The organism is Lentzea sp. DG1S-22 (genome assembly GCF_036321065.1).
GTDB lineage: Bacteria > Actinomycetota > Actinomycetes > Mycobacteriales > Pseudonocardiaceae > Lentzea > Lentzea jiangxiensis.
This window is the reverse complement of sequence record NZ_CP143276.1, coordinates 559,392-578,836: the sequence shown is the minus strand read 5'-3', so window position 1 is coordinate 578,836 and position 19,445 is coordinate 559,392. Positions and strand designations below refer to the sequence as shown.

The 19,445-nt window shown below is 70.2% G+C and carries 14 protein-coding genes; 12 read left to right on the top strand and 2 right to left on the bottom strand.

Translation table 11 applies throughout. From position 1 onward, the window contains the following. Window positions 1–44 precede the first annotated feature (44 nt). The 3 genes from V1227_RS02630 to V1227_RS02620 are packed head-to-tail and all read left to right on the top strand — an operon-like array spanning window position 45 to window position 2,182. Window positions 45–839 (top strand): MBL fold metallo-hydrolase, encoded by a 795-nt coding sequence (locus tag V1227_RS02630; RefSeq protein ID WP_329790852.1) that lies wholly within the window; start codon window positions 45–47, stop codon window positions 837–839. 21 nt (window positions 840–860) lie between these two features. Then, the gene (locus V1227_RS02625; RefSeq protein ID WP_236222204.1) at window positions 861–1,712 is read left to right on the top strand and encodes an NAD(+)/NADH kinase; all 852 of its coding nucleotides are present in this window, start codon (window positions 861–863) and stop codon (window positions 1,710–1,712) included. Next, on the top strand, window positions 1,709–2,182 hold the full coding sequence (locus V1227_RS02620) for a GNAT family N-acetyltransferase (protein ID WP_329790851.1): 474 nt from the start codon (window positions 1,709–1,711) through the stop codon (window positions 2,180–2,182). Before V1227_RS02625 ends, V1227_RS02620 begins: the two co-directional genes overlap by 4 nt. Window positions 2,183–2,508: 326 nt before the next feature. Here V1227_RS02620 and V1227_RS02615 read toward each other — a convergent pair whose 3' ends face one another. Further along, entirely contained in the window at window positions 2,509–4,566 is a 2,058-nt protein-coding gene (locus V1227_RS02615; protein WP_329790850.1) for a cellulase family glycosylhydrolase, read from the bottom strand. A 406-nt stretch (window positions 4,567–4,972) separates the two neighbouring features. On the opposite strand from V1227_RS02615, the gene V1227_RS02610 reads away from it, so the two are divergent. From V1227_RS02610 to V1227_RS02580, 7 genes are all read left to right on the top strand, one after another. After that, a complete protein-coding gene (locus tag V1227_RS02610; RefSeq protein ID WP_329790849.1) occupies window positions 4,973–7,627 on the top strand; it encodes a glycoside hydrolase family 9 protein in 2,655 nt (884 codons plus the stop codon). 158 nt (window positions 7,628–7,785) lie between these two features. Beyond that, window positions 7,786–8,808 (top strand): LacI family DNA-binding transcriptional regulator, encoded by a 1,023-nt coding sequence (locus V1227_RS02605; RefSeq protein WP_442916445.1) that lies wholly within the window; start codon window positions 7,786–7,788, stop codon window positions 8,806–8,808. A gap of 456 nt (window positions 8,809–9,264) precedes the next feature. Then, window positions 9,265–10,545 carry an ABC transporter substrate-binding protein gene (locus V1227_RS02600; RefSeq protein ID WP_374237528.1) on the top strand — a complete coding sequence of 427 codons (1,281 nt, stop codon included), beginning with the start codon at window positions 9,265–9,267 and terminating at the stop codon, window positions 10,543–10,545. Continuing rightward, on the top strand, window positions 10,545–11,504 hold the full coding sequence (locus tag V1227_RS02595) for a carbohydrate ABC transporter permease (protein ID WP_329790847.1): 960 nt from the start codon (window positions 10,545–10,547) through the stop codon (window positions 11,502–11,504). Before V1227_RS02600 ends, V1227_RS02595 begins: the two co-directional genes overlap by 1 nt. Beyond that, the gene (locus tag V1227_RS02590) at window positions 11,504–12,316 is read left to right on the top strand and encodes a carbohydrate ABC transporter permease (protein WP_329790846.1); all 813 of its coding nucleotides are present in this window, start codon (window positions 11,504–11,506) and stop codon (window positions 12,314–12,316) included. The genes V1227_RS02595 and V1227_RS02590 overlap by 1 nt, the downstream gene beginning before the upstream one ends. A gap of 2 nt (window positions 12,317–12,318) precedes the next feature. Further along, window positions 12,319–13,698 (top strand): GH1 family beta-glucosidase, encoded by a 1,380-nt coding sequence (locus V1227_RS02585; protein ID WP_329790845.1) that lies wholly within the window; start codon window positions 12,319–12,321, stop codon window positions 13,696–13,698. Further along, a complete protein-coding gene (locus V1227_RS02580; RefSeq protein ID WP_329790844.1) occupies window positions 13,695–14,717 on the top strand; it encodes a LacI family DNA-binding transcriptional regulator in 1,023 nt (340 codons plus the stop codon). Before V1227_RS02585 ends, V1227_RS02580 begins: the two co-directional genes overlap by 4 nt. A 13-nt stretch (window positions 14,718–14,730) precedes the next feature. Here the strand turns inward: V1227_RS02580 and V1227_RS02575 are convergent, their stop codons facing one another. Then, window positions 14,731–15,288: an NAD(P)H-dependent oxidoreductase gene (locus tag V1227_RS02575; RefSeq protein WP_329790843.1), complete on the bottom strand. Its 558-nt coding sequence runs from the start codon at window positions 15,286–15,288 to the stop codon at window positions 14,731–14,733. A gap of 86 nt (window positions 15,289–15,374) precedes the next feature. On the opposite strand from V1227_RS02575, the gene V1227_RS02570 reads away from it, so the two are divergent. Both V1227_RS02570 and V1227_RS02565 read left to right on the top strand, forming a co-directional pair. Beyond that, window positions 15,375–15,974, top strand: coding sequence for a TetR/AcrR family transcriptional regulator (locus V1227_RS02570; protein WP_329790842.1), 600 nt, complete (start codon window positions 15,375–15,377; stop codon window positions 15,972–15,974). Window positions 15,975–16,117: 143 nt separating this feature from the next. Continuing rightward, a complete protein-coding gene (locus V1227_RS02565) occupies window positions 16,118–18,688 on the top strand; it encodes a glycoside hydrolase family 9 protein (protein WP_329790841.1) in 2,571 nt (856 codons plus the stop codon). Window positions 18,689–19,445: the final 757 nt, after the last annotated feature.

Here is a 19,445-nt window from a genome sequence, read left to right as displayed (position 1 = left end):
CGGGGCTTGACTTGAAGCGCGCTTCAAGTCGCACGCTCTGCGCCATGAAGATCCACCACCTGAACTGCGGTTCGATGCGCCGCCTCGACCCCACCCGCGCGGGTCTGCCGAGCGCCCCGGCGGTGAACCACTGCCTGCTGGCGGAGACCGGCGAGGGCCTCGTCCTGGTCGAGACCGGACTCGGGCTCGCGGACGTCCGCACTCCGCTCGAGACGCTCGGCGAGGCCTGGACCGAGATGGCGCAACCGGTTCTCGACGAGGGGGAAACGGCTCTCCGCCAGGTCGAGGCGCTCGGCCACGACCCCGCCGACGTCCGGCACGTCCTCGTCACCCACCTCGACGTGGACCACTGCGGTGGCCTGCCCGACTTCCCGCGTGCCACGGTCCACGTCCTGGCCGCCGAACTGCGCACCGCCCTGGACCAGGCCCCGAGCTACCGCTACCGCCCTGCCCACTGGGCACACGGTCCGCGGTGGCGCGCCTACGAGTCCGCCGACGACTCGTGGTTCGGTTTCGGCGCCGTCCAGCCCGAAGGCCTTCCGGAGGAGTTCAAGCTCGTCCCGCTGCCGGGCCACACCGAAGGCCACATGGGAATCGCGGTGCACGACGGCTCGCGGTGGCTCCTGCACTGCGGTGACGCCTACTACTACCACCGCGAATTGGAGGAAACGCCCGAAACACACCCGGTTCTCGACGTCGTGCAGACGCGCTCCGCCCACGACCACGGCGACCGCGTCACGACCCAGGACGGGCTGAGGGCGCTGGCCCGCGACCACTCCGCCGAGGTCACGCTCTTCAGCGCACACGACCCGTGGGAATTCGGCAGACTGGTCGGGTGATCCGACTGAGGAAGTGCTGACGTGCACGCCGCCGGCCTGGTGCTGCACCCGCAACGGGACTCCGCCGCCGCCGTCGAGGCCGTCCTCGGCTGGGCGGCCCACCGCGGTGTGGAGATCCTCGGCATCTCCGACGAGATCCAGCGCCTGCGCTGCGAGGCCACTCCGGTCACCGCGGAGGAGCTGGGCCGCCGCGCCGACCTGGTCGTGAGCCTCGGCGGCGACGGCACGATGCTGCGCGCCATGCGCCTGGCCGACGGCGCGCACGCCCCGGTACTGGGCGTGAACCTCGGCAAGCTCGGCTTCCTCGCCGAGGTCGACGTCCCGGACCTGCCGGCGGCGCTGTCGGCCATCGACGCCCACGACTTCACCGTCGAGCCGCGCCTCGCCGTCGACGCGGTGTTCGACGACCGGAAGGTCACGGCGTTCAACGACATCGCCGTGGTGCGCACGCCCGGCCAGGGCAGTGCGAGGGTCGCCGTCCGCGTGGCCGGCCAGCCGTTCGTGAGCTACTCCGCCGACGCCGTCATCGTCGCCACCCCGACCGGCTCCACGGCCTACAGCTTCAGCGCGGGTGGCCCGATCACCAGCCCGTCCGTGGAGGCGCTGCTCGTCACCCCGGCCTCCCCGCACTCGGCCTACAGCCGCGGCGTCGTGCTGTCGGTCGACGACGAGGTGGACCTCGACCTGCTGCCGTCGAGCGGCCGCCTGGCCGTCGAGGTGGACGGCATGGTCGCCGGGTACGTCGAGCCGGGGCAGCGGGTGTCGCTGCGCGGACGTGCCCGTGCCGCGCGGGTGGTGCGGCTCGGGATGACGACCTTCTACCAGCGGGCGCGGCGCAAGCTGCGGCTCACGGACTCGGCGGAGCTCGGGTGAGGCTGCGCGAGTGGACCGTCGAGGACGCCGCCTGGTACGCGCGGGCCACGAGGGACCCCGAGGTCCAGCGGTACACCACCGACCCGCCCACGACCACCGAGCAGCAGGTCGCCGCGGCGATCGAGGCGTTGCCCGGCAACCCGGCGGTCGCGTCGTTCTGCATCGAGGACGCCGGTGAGCGCTGCGGCAACGTCGCCGTCGACTTCCGGGACGGCGTCGGGCACGTCTCGTACCTCGTGGCGGCCGAAGCCCGCGGCCGGGGCCTCGCGACCGGGGCGCTCACCGAGTTCGTCGCGTGGATCCTCGCGCACCACCCCGTCACCGAGCTGAGGCTGTGGACCCACCGCGACAACGCCGGTTCCCGCAAGGTCGCCGAACGCGCCGGGTTCGTCCGCGACCCCGCCCGTGACGAGGACCGCGAGGTGAAGGGCGAGGTCTGGCCCACGGTCGCGTACCACCTCGTCCCCTGACCTCCACCGAGGTTCGAGCGCCGCTCGTTCGGATGTCGGCGCCGAACCGCGAGGGGGACGAAGGACGTGGAGCTGACCAGGCGCAAGGTGATCGCGCCGGGGCCGGCGCCGCGCTGGCCGCGAGCACCGGGGTGACCGCGGCCGGGGCGGACCAGGCGGGAGCGGAAGAGCCCGGACTTCCCGGGTTCCGGCACAACCACGCGGAGGTCAACCCGAGCTGCGCCACTACCCCGCCACGTTCCACGGCTCCTCGCTCGTGGAGAGCGCGTCCATCTCACGCCGGATGTTCGCCGACGAGGTGGACGCGCTCCGCCGCGGGCTCGGGGTCACAGAGTCCCCGTGACCGTGCTCCCCGACTTCGTCACGTGGTAGGTGGCGGTCGCTCCGCTCCAGTAGTGGAACGTCAGCGTCACCCGCGCGTTGTCGTTGACCTCCGCGAAGAACTCGGGCGTCAGCGTCGTGGCGCCGGTGGTGTAGTTCGGCGCGAACGTCCGGTCGAACTCCTTGAAGGACGTCCAGTTGTGCGGCCCCGCGTTCGACCCGTCCGCGTACTTCGCCTCCATCGTGGCGAGCACGTCGCCGCGGAAGTTCGTCGGGATCGAGAAGGCGCTCGTCGTGCCCGTGGCGGCCGACAGCACCGGGGTGTCGTGGGTGATGAGGTTGATCCGCCACGGCACCCCGGCGGAGAAGTGGGCCGTCAGCACGGCGTTCGTGCCGTAGTTCCGCGCACCGCTCAGCCTGGTCATCGCCGCCGCGGTCAGGGTGAGCTGGTCGCCCGAGACCGTGTAGTCCGTGCCGCGCACCAGGTCCGTCGAGCCCTGGCGCAACGCGGTGAACGTGGTCCCGTTGGGGTTCAACGTGATCGTCTTCGCGGTGACCGCGCTCGACCGGGCGCTGAACACCTGGTCGCCCGACGCCGTGCCGGACCGGGTCGTCCAGCTCGACTTGATCTGCGCGATCAGCTCCGGGTCGCTCCACTGGAAGGACGTGCGGCCGAGGTGCTGGCCGTTGTCCCACAGCATCGTCGTGATCTTCTTGGTGCGCGCGTAGTACCCGAAGAGCTCGAAGAACTTCAGCTTCTCGCCCTGCTCGATCGTGCCGGTGTGCCGGTCGAAGCCGAGCAGCCCGTACTCGCCGAGGATCACCGGGATGCCGCGGGAGACGAAGGTGCTGGAGACGCGGTCGAACGAGTCCGTGAGGTCCTTCTGCGCGGTCGCGTCGAAGCGGAACCCGCCGGCGACGTTCACGCTGAACGGCCAGTAGCCGTAGTAGTGCACGGTCGCGGCCAGGTTCCTGTCGTTGAACCCGCTGATCGACGTCGCCAGCTCGTCGAGGCGTGCCTGCTCCGACGAGGTGTGCAGGGTGGGCAGCACGAGCAGGCGGCTCGCGTTGTTGCCGCCCGAGTTCCGGACGATGGTGCGGAACGACGCGTTCAGCTCGTGCAGCAGCTGGGCGTTCTGGGCGTCACCCGAGCTGCCGGTGAACTGCGGCTCGTTGACGCTCTCGAACACGAGTTTCGCGGGTGAGTCCTTGAACGCGGTGGCGAGCTGCGTCCAGATCGCGTTGTAGCGGGCGAGCACACCGCTCCGGTCGGACGGCATCGCCGAGATCCACTGCCACGAGTCGTGGTGGATGTTGATCATCACCTGGAAGCCGTCCGCCAGCGCCCAGCCGACGACCTCCTTGACGCGGGCGAGGTACGCGGCCTCGATCGTGTAGCCCGGCGCCCCGCCCTGGTGCTGCCCCCACGTGACGGGGATGCGGATGCTCTTGAAGCCCTGCGCCTTCACGTTGTCCAGCAACGCCTCGGTGATGCGCGGGTTGCCCCAGGACGTCTCGTCGGCGCCGGTCGCGTCGAGCGAGTTGCCGAGGTTCCACCCCGGCTGCATCGCCGCCACCTGGGCCATCGCGTCACCCGGCACCGGGTTGTCCGACGTCGTGGTGGTGGTCGTGGTCGTCGTCGGGTCCGTGCCGGGGCTGCCGGTGCACGTGACACCGTTGAGGGCGAACGACGTCGGTGCCGTGTTCGCACCGGACCAGCTGCCGTTGAAGCCGAACGACACCTTGGCGTTCGGCTCGATCACCGCGTTGTACCCCACGTTGACGGCCGTGGCCTCGGCGCCCGAGGACGTCACGGTGGCGTTCCACGCCTGCGTCACCTTCTGCCCGGACGGCCACGTCCAGGTCAGCCGCCAGCCGTCGACGCGGTCCCCCACGTTCGTCACGGCCACGTTCGCGGTGAACCCGCCCTGCCACTGGCTGGGCACCGCGTAGTCCACCTTGCAGCCGGGTGCCGCCGCGGCCGGGGCGACCACCGCCAGGCCTACGGTCGCGGCCACCGAGACGAAGGCCGCGAGCAGCGCGACGCCGCGCCTTCCGGTCATGACACACCTCCAAGCCTGGGAACGCTCCCAGATTGGAGCGGACTGTAATCACCCGGCAACACCCCGAGGAAGTGGTGTCGAATCGCGGTCGAATCAATAGCGAACCTCATGTTGCACTTTCCGCGACAGGTCGTCGTCCTTTGTTGAGCACTTCTCGCCCAGTGGTGTCCCCCGCACGGCCGAGGCGCTGACCACGTATTGTGCATCGAACAGTCGAACGGCCACGACATTGCGGTGAGCGCCGGAAATCGTCCTGCTCGCAAATGCCGGGCGAAATTGCGCCGAGCGGTGGTCTTGTCGCGAACATTCACCTCCACCCCTGTCGGACCGGATTCGTGACCGTTACAGTCCCGGACCTGGGAGCGCTCCCAGATTCAGTCGGAGCCCGGAGTCCTCGGAGGCCCACGTGCACAGTCGCAGGTGGAGAGCTGTCGCAGCCGCGCTCGTCGCGGTGCTCGCGGCGGCGACCGGTCCGCTGGTGCGGCCCTCGGTGGCCGCGCCCGCGTTCAACTACGGCGAGGCGCTGCAGAAGTCGGTCTGGTTCTACGACGCCCAGCGGTCGGGGCAGCTGCCGGCGGGCAACCGCGTGAGCTGGCGCGCCGACTCGGCCCTGCGCGATGGAGCCGACGTCGGGCTCGACCTGTCCGGCGGCTTCTACGACGCGGGCGACCACGTGAAGTTCGGGCTGCCGTTCGCGTTCACCATGTCCATGCTCGCCTGGGGCGCCGTGGAGAACCGGGCCGCCTACGCGAGCTCCGGGCAACTCCCGCACCTGCTCGCGAACCTGCGGCACGGCACGGACTGGATCATCAAGGCGCACCCGTCCCCGAACGTCGTCTACGGCCAGGTCGGCGCCGGCAACCCCGACCACGCCTGGTGGGGCTCGGCCGAGGTGATGCCGATGGCCCGTCCGTCGTACAAGGTGGACGCCTCGTGCCCCGGCTCCGACCTCGCTGGCGAGTACGCGGCGGCGATGGCGTCGGCGTCGATGGTCTTCAAGGACACCGATCCCACGTACGCGGCGACCCTGCTCACGCACGCCAAGCAGCTCTACAGCTTCGCGGACACCTACCGCGGCAAGTACAGCTCGTGCATCACCGACGCCGCGAGCTTCTACAACTCCTGGAGCGGCTACCAGGACGAGCTGGTGTGGGGTGCGATCTGGCTGCACCGCGCCACCGGGGACGCGAGCTACCTGACGAAGGCGAAGACCGAGTACCAGAAGCTCGGCACCGAACCGCAGAGCACCGAGCGCTCCTACCGGTGGACGATCGCGTGGGACGACAAGTCCTACGGCGCCTACGTCCTGATGGCCAAGCTGACCGGCGAGCAGACCTACATCACCGACGCCAACCGGTGGCTCGACTTCTGGACGACCGGCTACAACGGCAACCGCGTGCGCTACTCCCCCGGCGGCCAGGCCGTGCTCGACAGCTGGGGTTCCCTGCGCTACGCCGCCAACACGGCGTTCGCCGCCCTGACCTACTCGGACTGGCTGTCCACACGAGACACCACCCGCGCGAAGACCTACCACGACTTCGGCGTGCGGCAGATCAACTACGCCCTCGGCGACAACCCGCGCAACGCGAGCTACGTCGTCGGGTTCGGCGCGAACCCGCCGCGCAACCCGCACCACCGCGGCGCGCACGGCTCGTGGGCCGACAGCATCCAGGAACCGGCCGTCAGCCGTCACGTGCTCTACGGCGCGCTGGTCGGTGGCCCCAGCACCAACAACGACGCCTACACCGACAGCCGCAGCGACTACGTGATGAACGAGGTCGCGCTCGACTACAACGCGGGCTTCACCGGCGCGCTCGCCCGCCTGTACGGGAAGTACGGCGGCACGCCGCTCGCCTCGTTCCCGGTCGCGGAGACCCCGGACGGCCCGGAGCTCACGGTCCAGGCGTCGGTGAACCAGAGCGCCGCCCAGTTCACCGAGATCAAGGCGTTCGTGCTCAACAGGAGCGCCTGGCCCGCGCGGACGTTCAACGGCACGCTGCGCTACTACTTCACCCTCGACGGCACGACCGCGCCGAGCCAGATCAGCGTCACCACGAACTACAACCAGTGCGGCGCGGCGAGCGCCCCCGTGCAGCACCGCGGCTCGGTGTACTACGTCGAGATCCCGTGCACCGGCGTGGCCCCGGCCGGGCAGTCGGCGTTCCGCAAGGAGGTCCAGTTCCGGATCACCAGCGCCGGCACCTGGGACCCGTCCAACGACTGGTCGGCGGTGGGCCTCGGCACCGGCAACGCGGTCGCCCAGACCGACCGGATCGTGCTGCGGCAGGACGGCAGGACGGTGTGGGGCACCGAGCCCGGCGGCGTCGTCGACGACACCGAACCGCCCTCGGCTCCCGGCGGCCTCACGGTCTCGGCCGTGTCGAGCACGAGCGCGACGCTGAGCTGGACGGCCTCAACGGACAACGTCGGTGTCGCCGGGTACGACGTGCTCGCCGGCACTACCGTCACGGGCTCGTCGGCCACGACCGGTCTTGTCGTCACCGGCCTCACCCCGGACACGCCGTACACGTTCTCGGTGCGCGCGAGAGACACGTCCGGCAACGTGTCCGCCGCGAGCGTTCCGGTCACCACGCGCACGCTGCCGGGGAGCGCGAGCACGTTGTCCGTGCAGCACAGCGGTTCCGGGGCGGCCACGGCCAACCAGATCGGCGCCACGCTGCAGCTGACGAACCGCGGCACGACGCCGGTCAGCCTCACCGGTACCACCATCCGGTACTGGTTCACCGGCGACGCTCCCTCGGCGAGCTACCAGACGTGGTGCGACTGGGCCCGGATCGGGTGCGCCGGCGTCCAGGTGCGGGTGGTGAAGCTCCCCGCCGCCCGGCCCGGCGCCGACGCGTACGCCGAGGTGTCGTTCACGTCCGGCAGCCTCGCGGCGGGAGCGAGTACCGGTGACGTCCAGGTGCGGATCGCGAAGTCCGATTGGTCCACCTTCACCCAGACCGACGACCACAGCTACCGGGTGAGCGGCGCGCTCACCGACTTCGACAGGGTCACCGCCCACACCGGCGGCACGCTCGCGTGGGGCGTCGAGCCCTGACGATCTTCGGGGCGGGACGTTCTGCGCGGCACAGGCGTCCCGCCCCGATCCCAGCGGCACCCCGCGCACAGCGCCGTGCTGCGGTCGCGCTCTCACGGTGACACGCGGGCGTTTCGTCACGTTCGAATTGATGTTCGCGTGCTCCTACGATGAGCGTCATGACGGACGTAGACCGGTATCGCCGGCCAGGCCCTCGCATCGAGGAGGTCGCCCGGCTGGCCGGCGTGTCCAAGTCGACCGTCTCGAGGGTGATCAACGACGAGCAGTACGTGAGCGCCAGGGCGCGCGACGCCGTCCACACGGCGATCACCCACCTGAAGTACAGCCCGAACCAGGCCGCCCGCTCCCTCGCGGGCAGCAAGGCGAACGCCATCGCGCTGGTCGTCTCCGAACAGGGCAGCCGGGTGCTCGGCGACCCGTTCTTCGCGGGCGTCCTGCGCGGCGTCCACGCCGAGCTGTCCGGCCGGCACGTCCAGCTGCTGCTCATGATGAGCCGCCCGGAGGACCACGACGACCTCCTCGTCTACCTGGCGGGCGGCCACGTGGACGGCGCACTGCTCGTGAGCCTGCACGGCGACGACCCGCTCCCCCAGCGCCTGCAGGAGATCGGCCTGCCGGTGGTCGTGGGCGGGCGGCCGCTCGGCGCCAGTTCGGTCCCGTTCGTGGACTCGGACAACTTCACCGGCGGCCTCGACGCCGTGCGGCACCTCGTCTCGCTGGGCCGCAACCGCATCGCGACCGTGGCGGGGCCGCGCGACATGGCGGCGGGCCTGGACCGGCTCAGCGGCTGGCGCCGGGGGCTGGGTGAGGCCCGGCTGCCCGCCGATCTGGTGGTCGAGGCGGACTTCACGCCGGAGAGCGGCGCGCGTGCGATGACCGAGCTGCTCGACCGCGCCCCCGGCATCGACGCGGTGTTCGTCGCCGCGGACATCATCGCGCTGGGTGTGCTGCAGGTGCTGCACGCCCGCGGGCGGCGCATCCCGGAGGACGTGGCGGTCGTCGGGTTCGACGACTCGCTGCTGGCGTCGACCGCCACCCCGCCGCTCACCACGGTGCGGCAGGACGTCGAGCAGCTCGGGCGGACGATGACGTGGCGGCTGCTGGGCGAGCTGGCCGGGGACGACGGGCTGCCGCCGTCGCTGCTGCTGCCGACCTCCCTGGTGCGCCGGGCGAGCGCCTGACGCGACGGCCTCGCCCCTTCCGCCGGCCTCCAGACCCCGGTCACGGCCGACCGCCGGTCACCCGCGCGTTCACCCGCGGCGCCGCGCGGCCGCCCATCGACCCGGTCGCCGCGCGCCGTTCGTCCTCATCCCCGCACGTCCAGTCGCACCAGGGCATTGCTCCCACCGCCGCCCCCGCTCCGGCCCTGGGCGCGCGGGTTTCGCCGTGCCCGCGCTGGCGCTCTGCGTACCGGCCGCAGCACTCAGTGTTAACCCAAAGGTCACACTTCCGGGAACGCTCCCAGTTTTCTCAACTGTGACCTGAGCCGCAAACCACGAGGTCACCCGGTCGAGCGACGGCGGAAACACCTGGTGTACCCCGGAGTGTGTCTTGACACACGTTCGAAGCCGGTACGACACTCCTCCCCGTCTGGGAGCGCTCCCAGAACCCGCCGCCGAGACCAGAGGAGTTCTCCCGTGCGACACCGTTGGGTCAGCGTGCTGATCTGTGCCGCCGTGTCCGCCGCCGCCACCACAGCGTGCGGGTCAGGTGGAGCGAGCCAGTCCGCAGACGGAAAGACCGAGCTCACCATCGCGACGTTCAACGAGTTCGGCTACGAAGAGCTGTTCAAGGAGTACGAAGCCGCTCACCCGGACGTCAAGATCACGCAGCGCAAGACCGGTCAGGGCCAGCCCCACCACCAGAACCTGTTCACCAAGCTCGGCGCCGGCTCCGGCCTCGCCGACATCGAGGGCGTCGAAGAGGGCTACCTCAGCCAGGTGATGTCGAAGTCCGGGCAGTTCAACGATCTCAAGGAGATCGGCCCGAAGATCGAGGACAACCGCTGGCTGCAGTGGAAGACCGACGCGATCACGTCCAAGGACGGCAAGCTCATCGGCTACGGCACGGACATCGGTCCGCTGGCCATGTGCTACCGCAAGGACCTCTTCGCGCAGGCCGGCCTGCCGTCCGACCCCGAGGGCGTGAAGGCGCTCTTCGCCACGTGGGACAGCTACTTCGCCGCCGGTGACCAGTTCATCGCGAAGGTTCCGGGTGTCGCCTGGTTCGACAGCGCGGCCCAGGTCTACAACGCGATGCACAACCAGCTCGAGACGGGTTACTACGACAAGTCCGACAAGCTGGTCGTCGACACCAACGCCGACATCAAGAAGGACTGGACCGCGGTGACCGCGGCCGTCGCGAAGGGTCAGTCGGCGCGGCTCGCGGCGTTCAGCCCCGAGTGGAACACCGGCTTCAAGCTCGGCAAGTTCGCCACCAAGACGTGCCCGTCGTGGATGCTCGGTGTCGTCGAGACGCAGGCCGGCCCCGAGAACAAGGGCAAGTGGGCTGTCACCGACGCGTTCCCGAACGGCGGCGGCAACTGGGGCGGCTCGTACCTGACCGTGCCGAAGCAGAGCAAGAACGCCAAGAAGGCCGCCGAGCTCGCCGCGTGGCTGACCGCGCCGGAGCAGCAGGTCAAGGCGTTCAAGGCCAAGGGCACCTTCCCCAGCCAGCTCAAGGCTCTCGACGCGCCGGAGCTGCTGGAGCAGACCAACGCCTACTTCGGTGACGTGAAGGCCGGCGCGCTGTTCGCCACCCAGGCCAAGAAGATCAAGGCCGCGCAGTACAAGGGCCCGGCCGACGGCCAGATCCAGGAGACGGTGTTCAGCCCGGCCCTGCAGTCGGTCGAGCAGGGCAAGAACTCCGAAGAGGCCTGGAAGGCCGCTGTCGAGGGTGCTCAGAAGGCGGCCAAGTAGTGACCGCCACTCTCTCCAAGGTGGACCGCGGGCCGGCACAGGAGGCCGGCCCGCGGCCTCCGCGGCGGTACCGGCTGTCCAACCTGGACGCCAAGGTCTCGCCCTACCTGTTCGTCGCACCGTTCTTCGTGCTCTTCGGCGCCATCGGGCTCTTCCCGCTGCTGTACACCGCCTACGTCTCCCTGTTCGACTGGGAGGTGGGCGCCGACGAGCCGCTGTTCATCGGCTTGGAGAACTACCGGACGCTGTTCGAGGACAACCAGTTCTGGAACGCGCTGTTCAACACGTTCAGCATCTTCCTGCTCTCGAGCGTCCCGCAGATCATCGTCGCGGTCGTGATCGCGGCGCTGCTCAACGCGAACCTGCGCGCCCGCACCGGCTGGCGGATGGGCGTTCTGCTGCCCTACGTCGCGAGCCTCGTGGCGTTGACGATCATCTTCGGCAACCTGTTCGGCCCGCAGTACGGCCTCGTGAACGACGTGCTCGGTCTGGTCGGCATCAGCCCGATCGACTGGCAGGCCAGCACCTTCGGCAGCCACGTCGCGATCGCGTCGATGGTCAACTGGCGCTGGACCGGCTACAACGCGCTGATCATCCTCGCTGCGATGCAGGCGATCCCGCGCGACGTGTACGAGGCGGCGCTGGTGGACGGTGCGAGCGCGTTGCGGCGGTTCTTCAGCATCACGCTCCCGATGCTGAAGCCCACGCTGATCTTCGTGATCGTCACCTCGACGATCGGTGGCCTGCAGATCTTCACCGAGCCGAAGCTGTTCGAGCCCTCGGGCGGCAGCGGCGGCGGCTCGGAGCACCAGTACCAGACCGTCGTCCTCTACCTCTACCAGTCGGCCTTCCAGGGGCTCGACCTCGGTTACGCCTCCGCGATCGCGTGGGTGCTGTTCCTGGTCGTGATCGGTGTCGCGGTCCTCAACTTCTTCCTCACCAGGAGGGCCGTCCGATGATGAAACGACCGTCCTTCGCGATCTACGGCATCCTCGCCGCGTTCGTGCTCGGCTCCGCCTTCCCGTTCTACTGGTCGTTCCTCGTCGCGAGCCGCGACAACTCGGTGCTGACCGGCGACTTCACGCTGGTCCCCGGCGGGAACTTCTGGACCAACGCCGTGCGCGTGTTCGACACGGTCCCGTTCTGGAAGGCGCTGGGCAACAGCTTCGTCGTCTCCGGCACGGTGACGTTCTCGGTGGTGCTGCTGTCGACGCTCGCCGGGTTCGCCTTCGCCAAGCTGAAGTTCCGCGGCCGCGGCGTGCTGTTCCTGTTCGTCGTGGCGACGCTGGCGGTGCCGACGCAGCTCGGCATCATCCCGCTCTACATGGCGATGGCCGAGTTCGGCTGGGCCGGCGAGCTGGAAGCCGTCATCGTGCCGAACCTCGTCACGGCGTTCGGCGTGTTCTGGATGCGCCAGTACCTCGTCGACGCCATTCCCGACGAGCTCGTCGAAGCGGCGCGCATGGACGGCTGCAGCCTGTGGCGCGCGTTCTGGCACGTCGCGCTGCCCGCCGCCAGGCCGGCCGCCGCGATGCTGGGCGTGTTCACGTTCATGCAGTCCTGGAACGACTTCCTGTGGCCGCTGGTCGTCCTCAACGCCGACAACCCGACTCTGCAGGTCGCTCTGGAGAAGCTGCAGAGCGGTTACTACGTCGACTACTCGCTCGTACTCGCCGGAACCACGCTCGCGACCGTTCCGGTGCTCATCGTCTTCCTCGTGCTCGGGCGGCAGATCGTCGCCGGTGTGATGCAGGGCGCCGTCAAGGGGTGAAAATGGAGAACATTCTTTTCCCACAGGGATTTCTGTGGGGAGCCGCTACCGCGGCGTTCCAGGTGGAAGGTGCGACCGCCGTGGACGGCCGCACCGACTCCATCTGGGACGAGTTCTGCCGGCAGCCAGGGAGGGTGGTCGGCGGCGACTGCGGTGAACCCGCCGCCGACCACTACCGGCGGTTCGAGCAGGACGTCGCCATGATGGCGGACCTCGGACTCCAGGCCTACCGCTTCTCGATCGCCTGGCCGCGCGTGCGGCCGGACGGCGGGAAGGTCAACCCGGCGGGTCTCGACTTCTACAAGCGGCTCATCGACTCGTTGCTGGCGCACGACATCGTGCCGTGGCCGACGCTCTACCACTGGGACCTCCCGCAGGCGCTGGAGGAGAACGGCGGGTGGGCCAACCGCGACACCGCGTTCCGGTTCGCCGACTACGCCGCCGCCACCGTCGAGGCGCTCGGTGACCGGGTCGGCACGTGGACGACGCTGAACGAGCCGTGGTGCTCGGCGTTCCTCGGCTACGCCGCGGGCATCCACGCCCCCGGCCGCCAGGAGCCGAAGGCCGCCGTCGCCGCGGTGCACCACCTGCTGCTCGGCCACGGGCTCGCCGCCGACACCATCCGCGCGACCCAGCCGGACGCCAAGGTCGGCATCACGCTCAACATGTACCCGATCATCCCGGTCGACCCCGACAACCCGGCCGACCTCGACGTGGCCCGCCGGCTCGACGGGCTGCAGCAACGGATCTTCCTGGACCCGTTGCTGCGCGGCGAGTACCCGGCCGACATCCTCGAGGACCTGGAGCCGTTCGGCTTCGGCGACCACATCAAGGACGGCGACCTCGGCGTCATCTCCGGCCCGATGGACATGCTCGGCGTCAACTACTACACCGAGCACTACGTCAGCTCGACGCCCAACGGCGACGGCGGCGGCCGCAACCCGTGGGTCGGCGTGGAGCACGCGTCGTTCCCCGTCCGCAACGCCCCGGTCACCGACATGGGCTGGGAGGTCAGGCCGGACGGGCTGACCACCGTGCTGATGCGGGTGCACCAGGACTACCCGCGGCTCCCGCTGTACATCACCGAGAACGGCGCCGCGTTCCGCGACGACTTCACCGGCAACGGTGCGATCGACGACGTGGACCGCACCGGCTTCATCGCCTCCCACCTGCGCGCCGCCCACGCGGCGATCGAGGCGGGGGTCGACCTGCGCGGGTACTTCTGCTGGTCGCTGCTCGACAACTTCGAGTGGGCAGAGGGGTACGCGAAGCGGTTCGGCATCGTCCACGTGGACTACGACACCCAGATCCGCACCCCGAAGATGAGTGCGAGGTGGTTCAGCAGGGTGGCACGCGACAACGCGCTGGTCGCCACCTCATGACGGAAGGCAGGAGTCGTCGCCCCGGCCCGCGCATCGAGGAGGTAGCGCGCGTGGCCGGGGTGTCGAAGTCCACCGTCTCCAGGGTGATCAACGGCGAGAAGTACGTGAGCGAGCGGTCGCGCCAGGCGGTGCACCGCGCCATCGCCATGCTCGGGTACAGCCCCAACCACGCCGCGCGCACCCTGGCGGGCAGCAAGGCCAACGCGATCGCGCTCGTGATCTCCGAACAGGGCAGCCAGGTCCTCGCGGACCCGTTCTTCGCCGGGATCCTGCGCGGGGTGCACGCCGAGCTCACCGGACGGCACGTCCAGCTCCTGCTGATGATGAACCAGCCGCTCGACGGTGAGGACCAGGTCGCCTACCTCACCGGAGGGCACGTCGACGGGGCGCTCGTCGTGAGCCTGCACGGCGAGGACCCGTTGCCGAGGATCCTGCACGAGACGGGGCTGCCCGTGGTGTCGGGCGGCCGTCCGCTCGCGGGCGGCGCGGTCCCGTTCGTCGACGCGGACAACTTCAACGGCGCGCTGGGGGCCGTGCGCCACCTGATCTCACTGGGCCGCGAGAAGATCGCCACGATCGCCGGTCCGCACGACATGGCGGTCGGCATGGACCGCCTGAGCGGCTGGCGGTGCGGGCTCGCCGAACACGGGATGCCCGTGGAGCTCGTGGCCCACAGCAGCGACTTCACGCCCGAGAGCGGCGCGTTCGCGATGGAGGACCTGCTGCGACGCGCACCCGATCTCGACGCGGTCTTCGTGGCGGCCGACATCCTGGCCGTGGGCGCGTTGCGGGTGCTCCACGCTCGCGGCTACCGGATTCCGCACGACGTCGCCGTGGTGGGGTTCGACGACTCCGTGCTCGCCTCGACCGCGACGCCGCCGCTCACCACCGTGCGCCAGGACGTCGAGCAGCTGGGGCGCACCATGACGTGGCGCCTCCTCGCCGAACTGGCCGGCGAGGAGAAGCTCCCGTCGTCGATGCTGCTGCCGACGTCGCTGGTGCGCCGGGCGAGCGCCTAGGGCGTGCTCGCGGTCAGACAGCGGCCTTCGCGCGGCTGGCCAGGCCCTCGATCACACCGGACAGCTTCTCGGTGACCTCGGGGTCGTCGACCGGGTGCAGCTCGGCGAAGCGGACCACCGAACCCGGGATCGACAGGGTCAGGTCCTCGGCGGGCACGCCACCGGCGATCCTGACGGCCTTGCGGGCCTCGTCCTGCGCCCACACGCCGCCGTACTGGCCGAACGCGGTGCCGACGACGGCGACGGGCTTGCCGGACAGGGCGCCGGCGCCGTAGGGGCGGGACAGCCAGTCGATGGCGTTCTTCAGCACGGCGGGGATGGTGCCGTTGTACTCGGGCGAGACGAGCAGCAGCGCGTCGGCCTCGGCGGCGGCCTCGCGCAGCTTCACGGCGGAGGCGGGAACGGCGTCCTCGGTGTCGATGTCCTCGTTGTAGAACGGCACGGTGTCGAGGCCCTCGAACACGCCGACCTCGACGTGGTCCGGCGAGATCTGGACCGCGGCCTCGGCGAGCCGCCGGTTGTGCGATCCGGAGCGGAGGCTGCCGACGAGCGTGAGGATGCGGACGGTCATGGCGGGACTCCTGTGTGCGGGGTGCGGTTGAACGACTACACCATAAACGGGATGCGTTCCGCTTATCTTCCGGCTAGGCTGCTGAGGTGATCGACGGCACACCTCTCCCCCTCGTCGGCCCGGAGGCGCCCCTGCGCGCGGACGCCGTGCGCAACAGGGCGTTGCTGCTGGAAGCGGCCGTGCGACTGGTGGCGGAGCGGGGGGCGGCGGCGATCACGATGGAGTCCGTGGCCACCGCGGCGGGCGTCGGCAAGGGCACGGTGTCGCGCCGCTTCGGCGACCGGCAGGGGTTGCTGCAGGCCCTGCTGGACCACTCGGAGCGCCAGTTCCAGGAAGCGTTCCTGAGCGGCCCCGCACCGCTCGGCCCCGACGCCGACGCGGCGACGAGGCTGCGCGCGTTCGGCCCGGCGCTGCTGCGCCACGAACACGCCCACCTCGACCTCTACCTCGCCGCCGAGCCCTCGCCCGAACGCCGGTTCACGGTCCCCGCCCGGCAGCTGCGCCACCGGCACGTGGCCCTGCTGGTGCGCGAGGTCCTCCCGGACGCCGACGCCGACCTGCTCGCCCACACCCTGCTGGCGTCGGTGGACGTGGTCCTCGTCGAGCACCTCGGCCGCCCGCGCGACAGGTCGCTCGCACGGGCGGAAGCGGGCTGGCACGACCTCCTCGACCGCCTCCTGCGCTGACTCCCCGTTCGGTTCGAGTCGAATCACGCGTCGAATTCGACCGATGACCGCACCGGAGCTTGTTGCCGTCACCGGACTCGCCCTACGGTGCCCCTGGGAGCGCTCCCAGACGCACCGTCGACGAGGACGGAGAACCTCACAGCATGAGATCGCAACCCCCACGTCTCCTCGCCGCGACCCTGCTCGCGGTGCTGACGGCGACCTCGCTCCAGTCCGCCGCCGCGGCCGCGGACTACGAGCGCGTGCTCAACGGCACGTTCGACAGCGGTTCGGCGGACCCCTGGTGGGCCGGCGCCGGCGTCACCCACCGCGTGACCGGCGGCGAACTGTGCGCGGCGGTCACCGGCGGCACCACGAACCCCTGGGACGCCCTGATCGGCCAGAACGGGGTCCCGTTCGAGGAGGGCCAGTCCTACACGTTCTCGTTCGACGCCCGCGCCACGACCGCGCAGCCGGTGACGGCCGCCGCGGGCGAGAGCGTCAGCCCGTACCGCGGGATCGCGAGCCAGCAGTTCACGGTCTCCCCGGAGAAGCAGCGCTTCTCCTTCACCTTCACGTCCACCTTGGACTTCCCGGACGCGGGCAACGGCCAGGTCGCGTTCCAGCTCGGCGGCCAGCCGTCCGACAACACGATCTGCGTCGACAACGTCTCGGTGATCGGCGGCGTGAAGCCGCCCGGCGGGGTGAACCCCAACCCCACCAAGAAGGTCCAGGTCGACCTGGTGGCGTACGTGCCGGGCCTGCCCAAGCGCGCGACGCTCGTCTCCACGGCCACGACGCCGCAGACGTGGACCCTCAAGAACTCCGCGGGCGCGACGGTGGCGTCCGGGCAGAGCACGCCGAAGGGCCTGGACGCCACGTCCGGCGACTCGGTGCACCTGATCGACTTCTCGTCGTTCGACACGGCCGGCACCGGCTACGTGCTGTCCGTCGGCGAGGACAGCAGCTTCCCGTTCGACATCTCCGCCGACCCGGTGAAGCGCCTGCGCTACGACTCGCTCGCGTTCTTCTACCACCAGCGCAGCGGCACGCCGATCGAGGCGCAGTACGTCGGTGAGGAGTACGCGCGTCCCGCCGGCCACGTGAACGTCGCCCCCAACCAGGGCGACAACAACGTGCCGTGCCGTGCGGACCTCGCCTGCGGCTACACCCTCGACGTGCGCGGCGGCTGGTACGACGCGGGTGACCACGGCAAGTACGTCGTCAACGGCGGCATCGCCACCTGGCAGCTCCTCAACGCCTACGAGCGCGCGTCCGTGCTCGGCGACGCCACCGCGTACCGCGACGGCTCGCTGAACATCCCCGAGAAGTCCAACGGCGTCCCGGACCTCCTCGACGAGGCCCGCTGGGAGGTCGACTTCCTGCTGAAGATGCAGGCGCCCGACGGCATGGCGCACCACAAGGTCCACGACGCCAACTGGACCGCCCTGCCGACCCGTCCCGAACTGGACGACCAGCCCCGCCGCCTCTCGGCGACGAGCACCGCCGCCACCCTGAACCTGGCCGCGGTGGCGGCCCAGGCGTCCCGCCTGTGGAAGGGCGTCGACGCCACCTACTCGGCCACCTTGCTCGCGGCGGCCCGCAAGGCCTACGCGGCGGCCAAGGCGAACCCGGCCAAGCTCGCCGACCCCAACGACGGCACCGGCGGCGGCGCGTACAGCGACGACAACGTGACCGACGAGTTCTACTGGGCCGCGTCGGAGCTGCTCGCCACCACGGGTGAGAGCGCCTACCGCACCGACGTCACCGCGTCACCGCACTACAAGGCGGCGAGCCTGAACCGCGGCGGCTTCCACTGGGGCGGCACGGCACCCCTGGGCGACATCACCCTCGCCCTGGTCCCCGGCCTCCCGGCGGCGGACGTGGCGGCGATCAAGCAGAAGTTCGCCACCGTGGCCGACGAGCACCTGACCGCCATGGCGTCGATGGGCTACGCCACCCCGTACGACAACAGCACCGCGGGCTACGTCTGGGGCTCGAACTCCACGGTCCTCAACAACGCCCAGGTCCTCGCCCTGGCCCACGACTTCACCGGAGCCACCAAGTACCGCGACGGCGTCTTCGAGGCCCTGCACTACATCCAGGGCCGCAACCCGCTCAGCACCTCCTACGTCGCGGGCTACGGCGACCAGGCGATGGTCAACGCCCACCACCGCTTCTGGGCACACCAGAACGACCCGAGCCTCCCCATCGCCCCCGCGGGCTCCCTCTCCGGCGGCCCGAACAGCGCACTGCAGGACCCGGTCGCCCAACGCCTGCTCACGGGCTGCCCGCAGCAGAAGTGCTGGGTCGACGACATCGGCGCCTACTCGGTGAACGAGGTCGCGATCAACTGGAACTCGGCCCTCGCCTGGGTCTCCGGCTGGGCAGCCGAGAAGTCCGGCGGCACCACCACCCCGAAGTCCGACTGCGAGGTCGGCTTCACCGCCCACCGCTGGCCCGACGGCCTCTCGGCTTCCGTGAAGATCACCAACACCGGCACCTCCGCTTGGTCCTCGTGGAAGCTGGGCTTCACGTTCCCCGGCACCCAGCGGGTCACCACCGGGTGGTCGGCGACCTGGAGCCAGACCGGCCAGGAGGTCTCGGCGGCCAACATGTCCTGGAACGGCAAGGTCGACCCCGGCAAGTCCGTCTACATCGGACTGAACGGGTCGGGCGCCGGGACTGATCCGACGTCCTACACGGTCAACGGCAAGACCTGCAAGACCGCCTGATCCACAGGCACGCACCAGGGATGCGCCCGCTGTCACTCCGGTGGCAGCGGGCGCTTGGCTTCCGCCGGCGGAACCATCCGCTGAGTCGAACGTGAGCCTTGACCCCCGGGCTGCGGAGGAGGCGGCGGAGTGGCGACGCCTCAACCACGCGCGATGCGGGACCCAAGGCGGCCGCCACCTCAAGGTGACATCACCCCGAAGGCGGCCGCCCCGCAAGGTGACTTCGCGGCCGAAGGTGACCACTCCACCAGGCCGACGTCGCGACCCGGAACGACCTCGCCAAGCCGGACTTCAACCCCAAGGCGACCAGCCCGCCAAGCCGACCCCGCTCCCCAAAGCGATCACCCCATCAAGCAACTTCGCCACCCGAAACGACCATCCCACCAAGCCGCCTCCGCGTCCCAAGGCGACCACCGCACCCAACCGACTTCGCGACCCAAACCCCACCACCCCGCCGAACCAGGCGGAGAGCCGTCACAAGCCGACCCGCGCAGCCATGACAAGCCACACGCGACGAACAAAAGCCCACAACGAACAGGACCGAACAGCAATCCGCCGCCACCCGTTGCCAGCTCCGCCGTCACCCACCAGAATTCACCTCAACCAGACCATTGCCCCTCGACGCCGCACGGCACCCGCCCGGCAGCCCACCTCCGCCGAACCCCTCGCTGTGAGCGCTAACAGGCCCAACCTGGCGTTATACAGATGACACTTGACGGCAAAGTTGTTAGCGATAACACTCCCTCGCCTACAGCAC

Bases quoted from the DNA above. Each gene is read 5' to 3' on its own strand.
- V1227_RS02630 (WP_329790852.1), top strand. From the start codon at position 45: ATGAAGATCCACCACCTGAACTGCGGTTCGATGCGCCGCCTCGACCCC.
- V1227_RS02615 (WP_329790850.1), bottom strand. From the start codon at position 4,566: ATGACCGGAAGGCGCGGCGTCGCGCTGCTCGCGGCCTTCGTCTCGGTG.
- V1227_RS02605 (WP_442916445.1), top strand. From the start codon at position 7,786: ATGACGGACGTAGACCGGTATCGCCGGCCAGGCCCTCGCATCGAGGAG.
- V1227_RS02590 (WP_329790846.1), top strand. From the start codon at position 11,504: ATGAAACGACCGTCCTTCGCGATCTACGGCATCCTCGCCGCGTTCGTG.
- V1227_RS02585 (WP_329790845.1), top strand. From the start codon at position 12,319: ATGGAGAACATTCTTTTCCCACAGGGATTTCTGTGGGGAGCCGCTACC.
- V1227_RS02580 (WP_329790844.1), top strand. From the start codon at position 13,695: ATGACGGAAGGCAGGAGTCGTCGCCCCGGCCCGCGCATCGAGGAGGTA.
- V1227_RS02575 (WP_329790843.1), bottom strand. From the start codon at position 15,288: ATGACCGTCCGCATCCTCACGCTCGTCGGCAGCCTCCGCTCCGGATCG.
- V1227_RS02565 (WP_329790841.1), top strand. From the start codon at position 16,118: ATGAGATCGCAACCCCCACGTCTCCTCGCCGCGACCCTGCTCGCGGTG.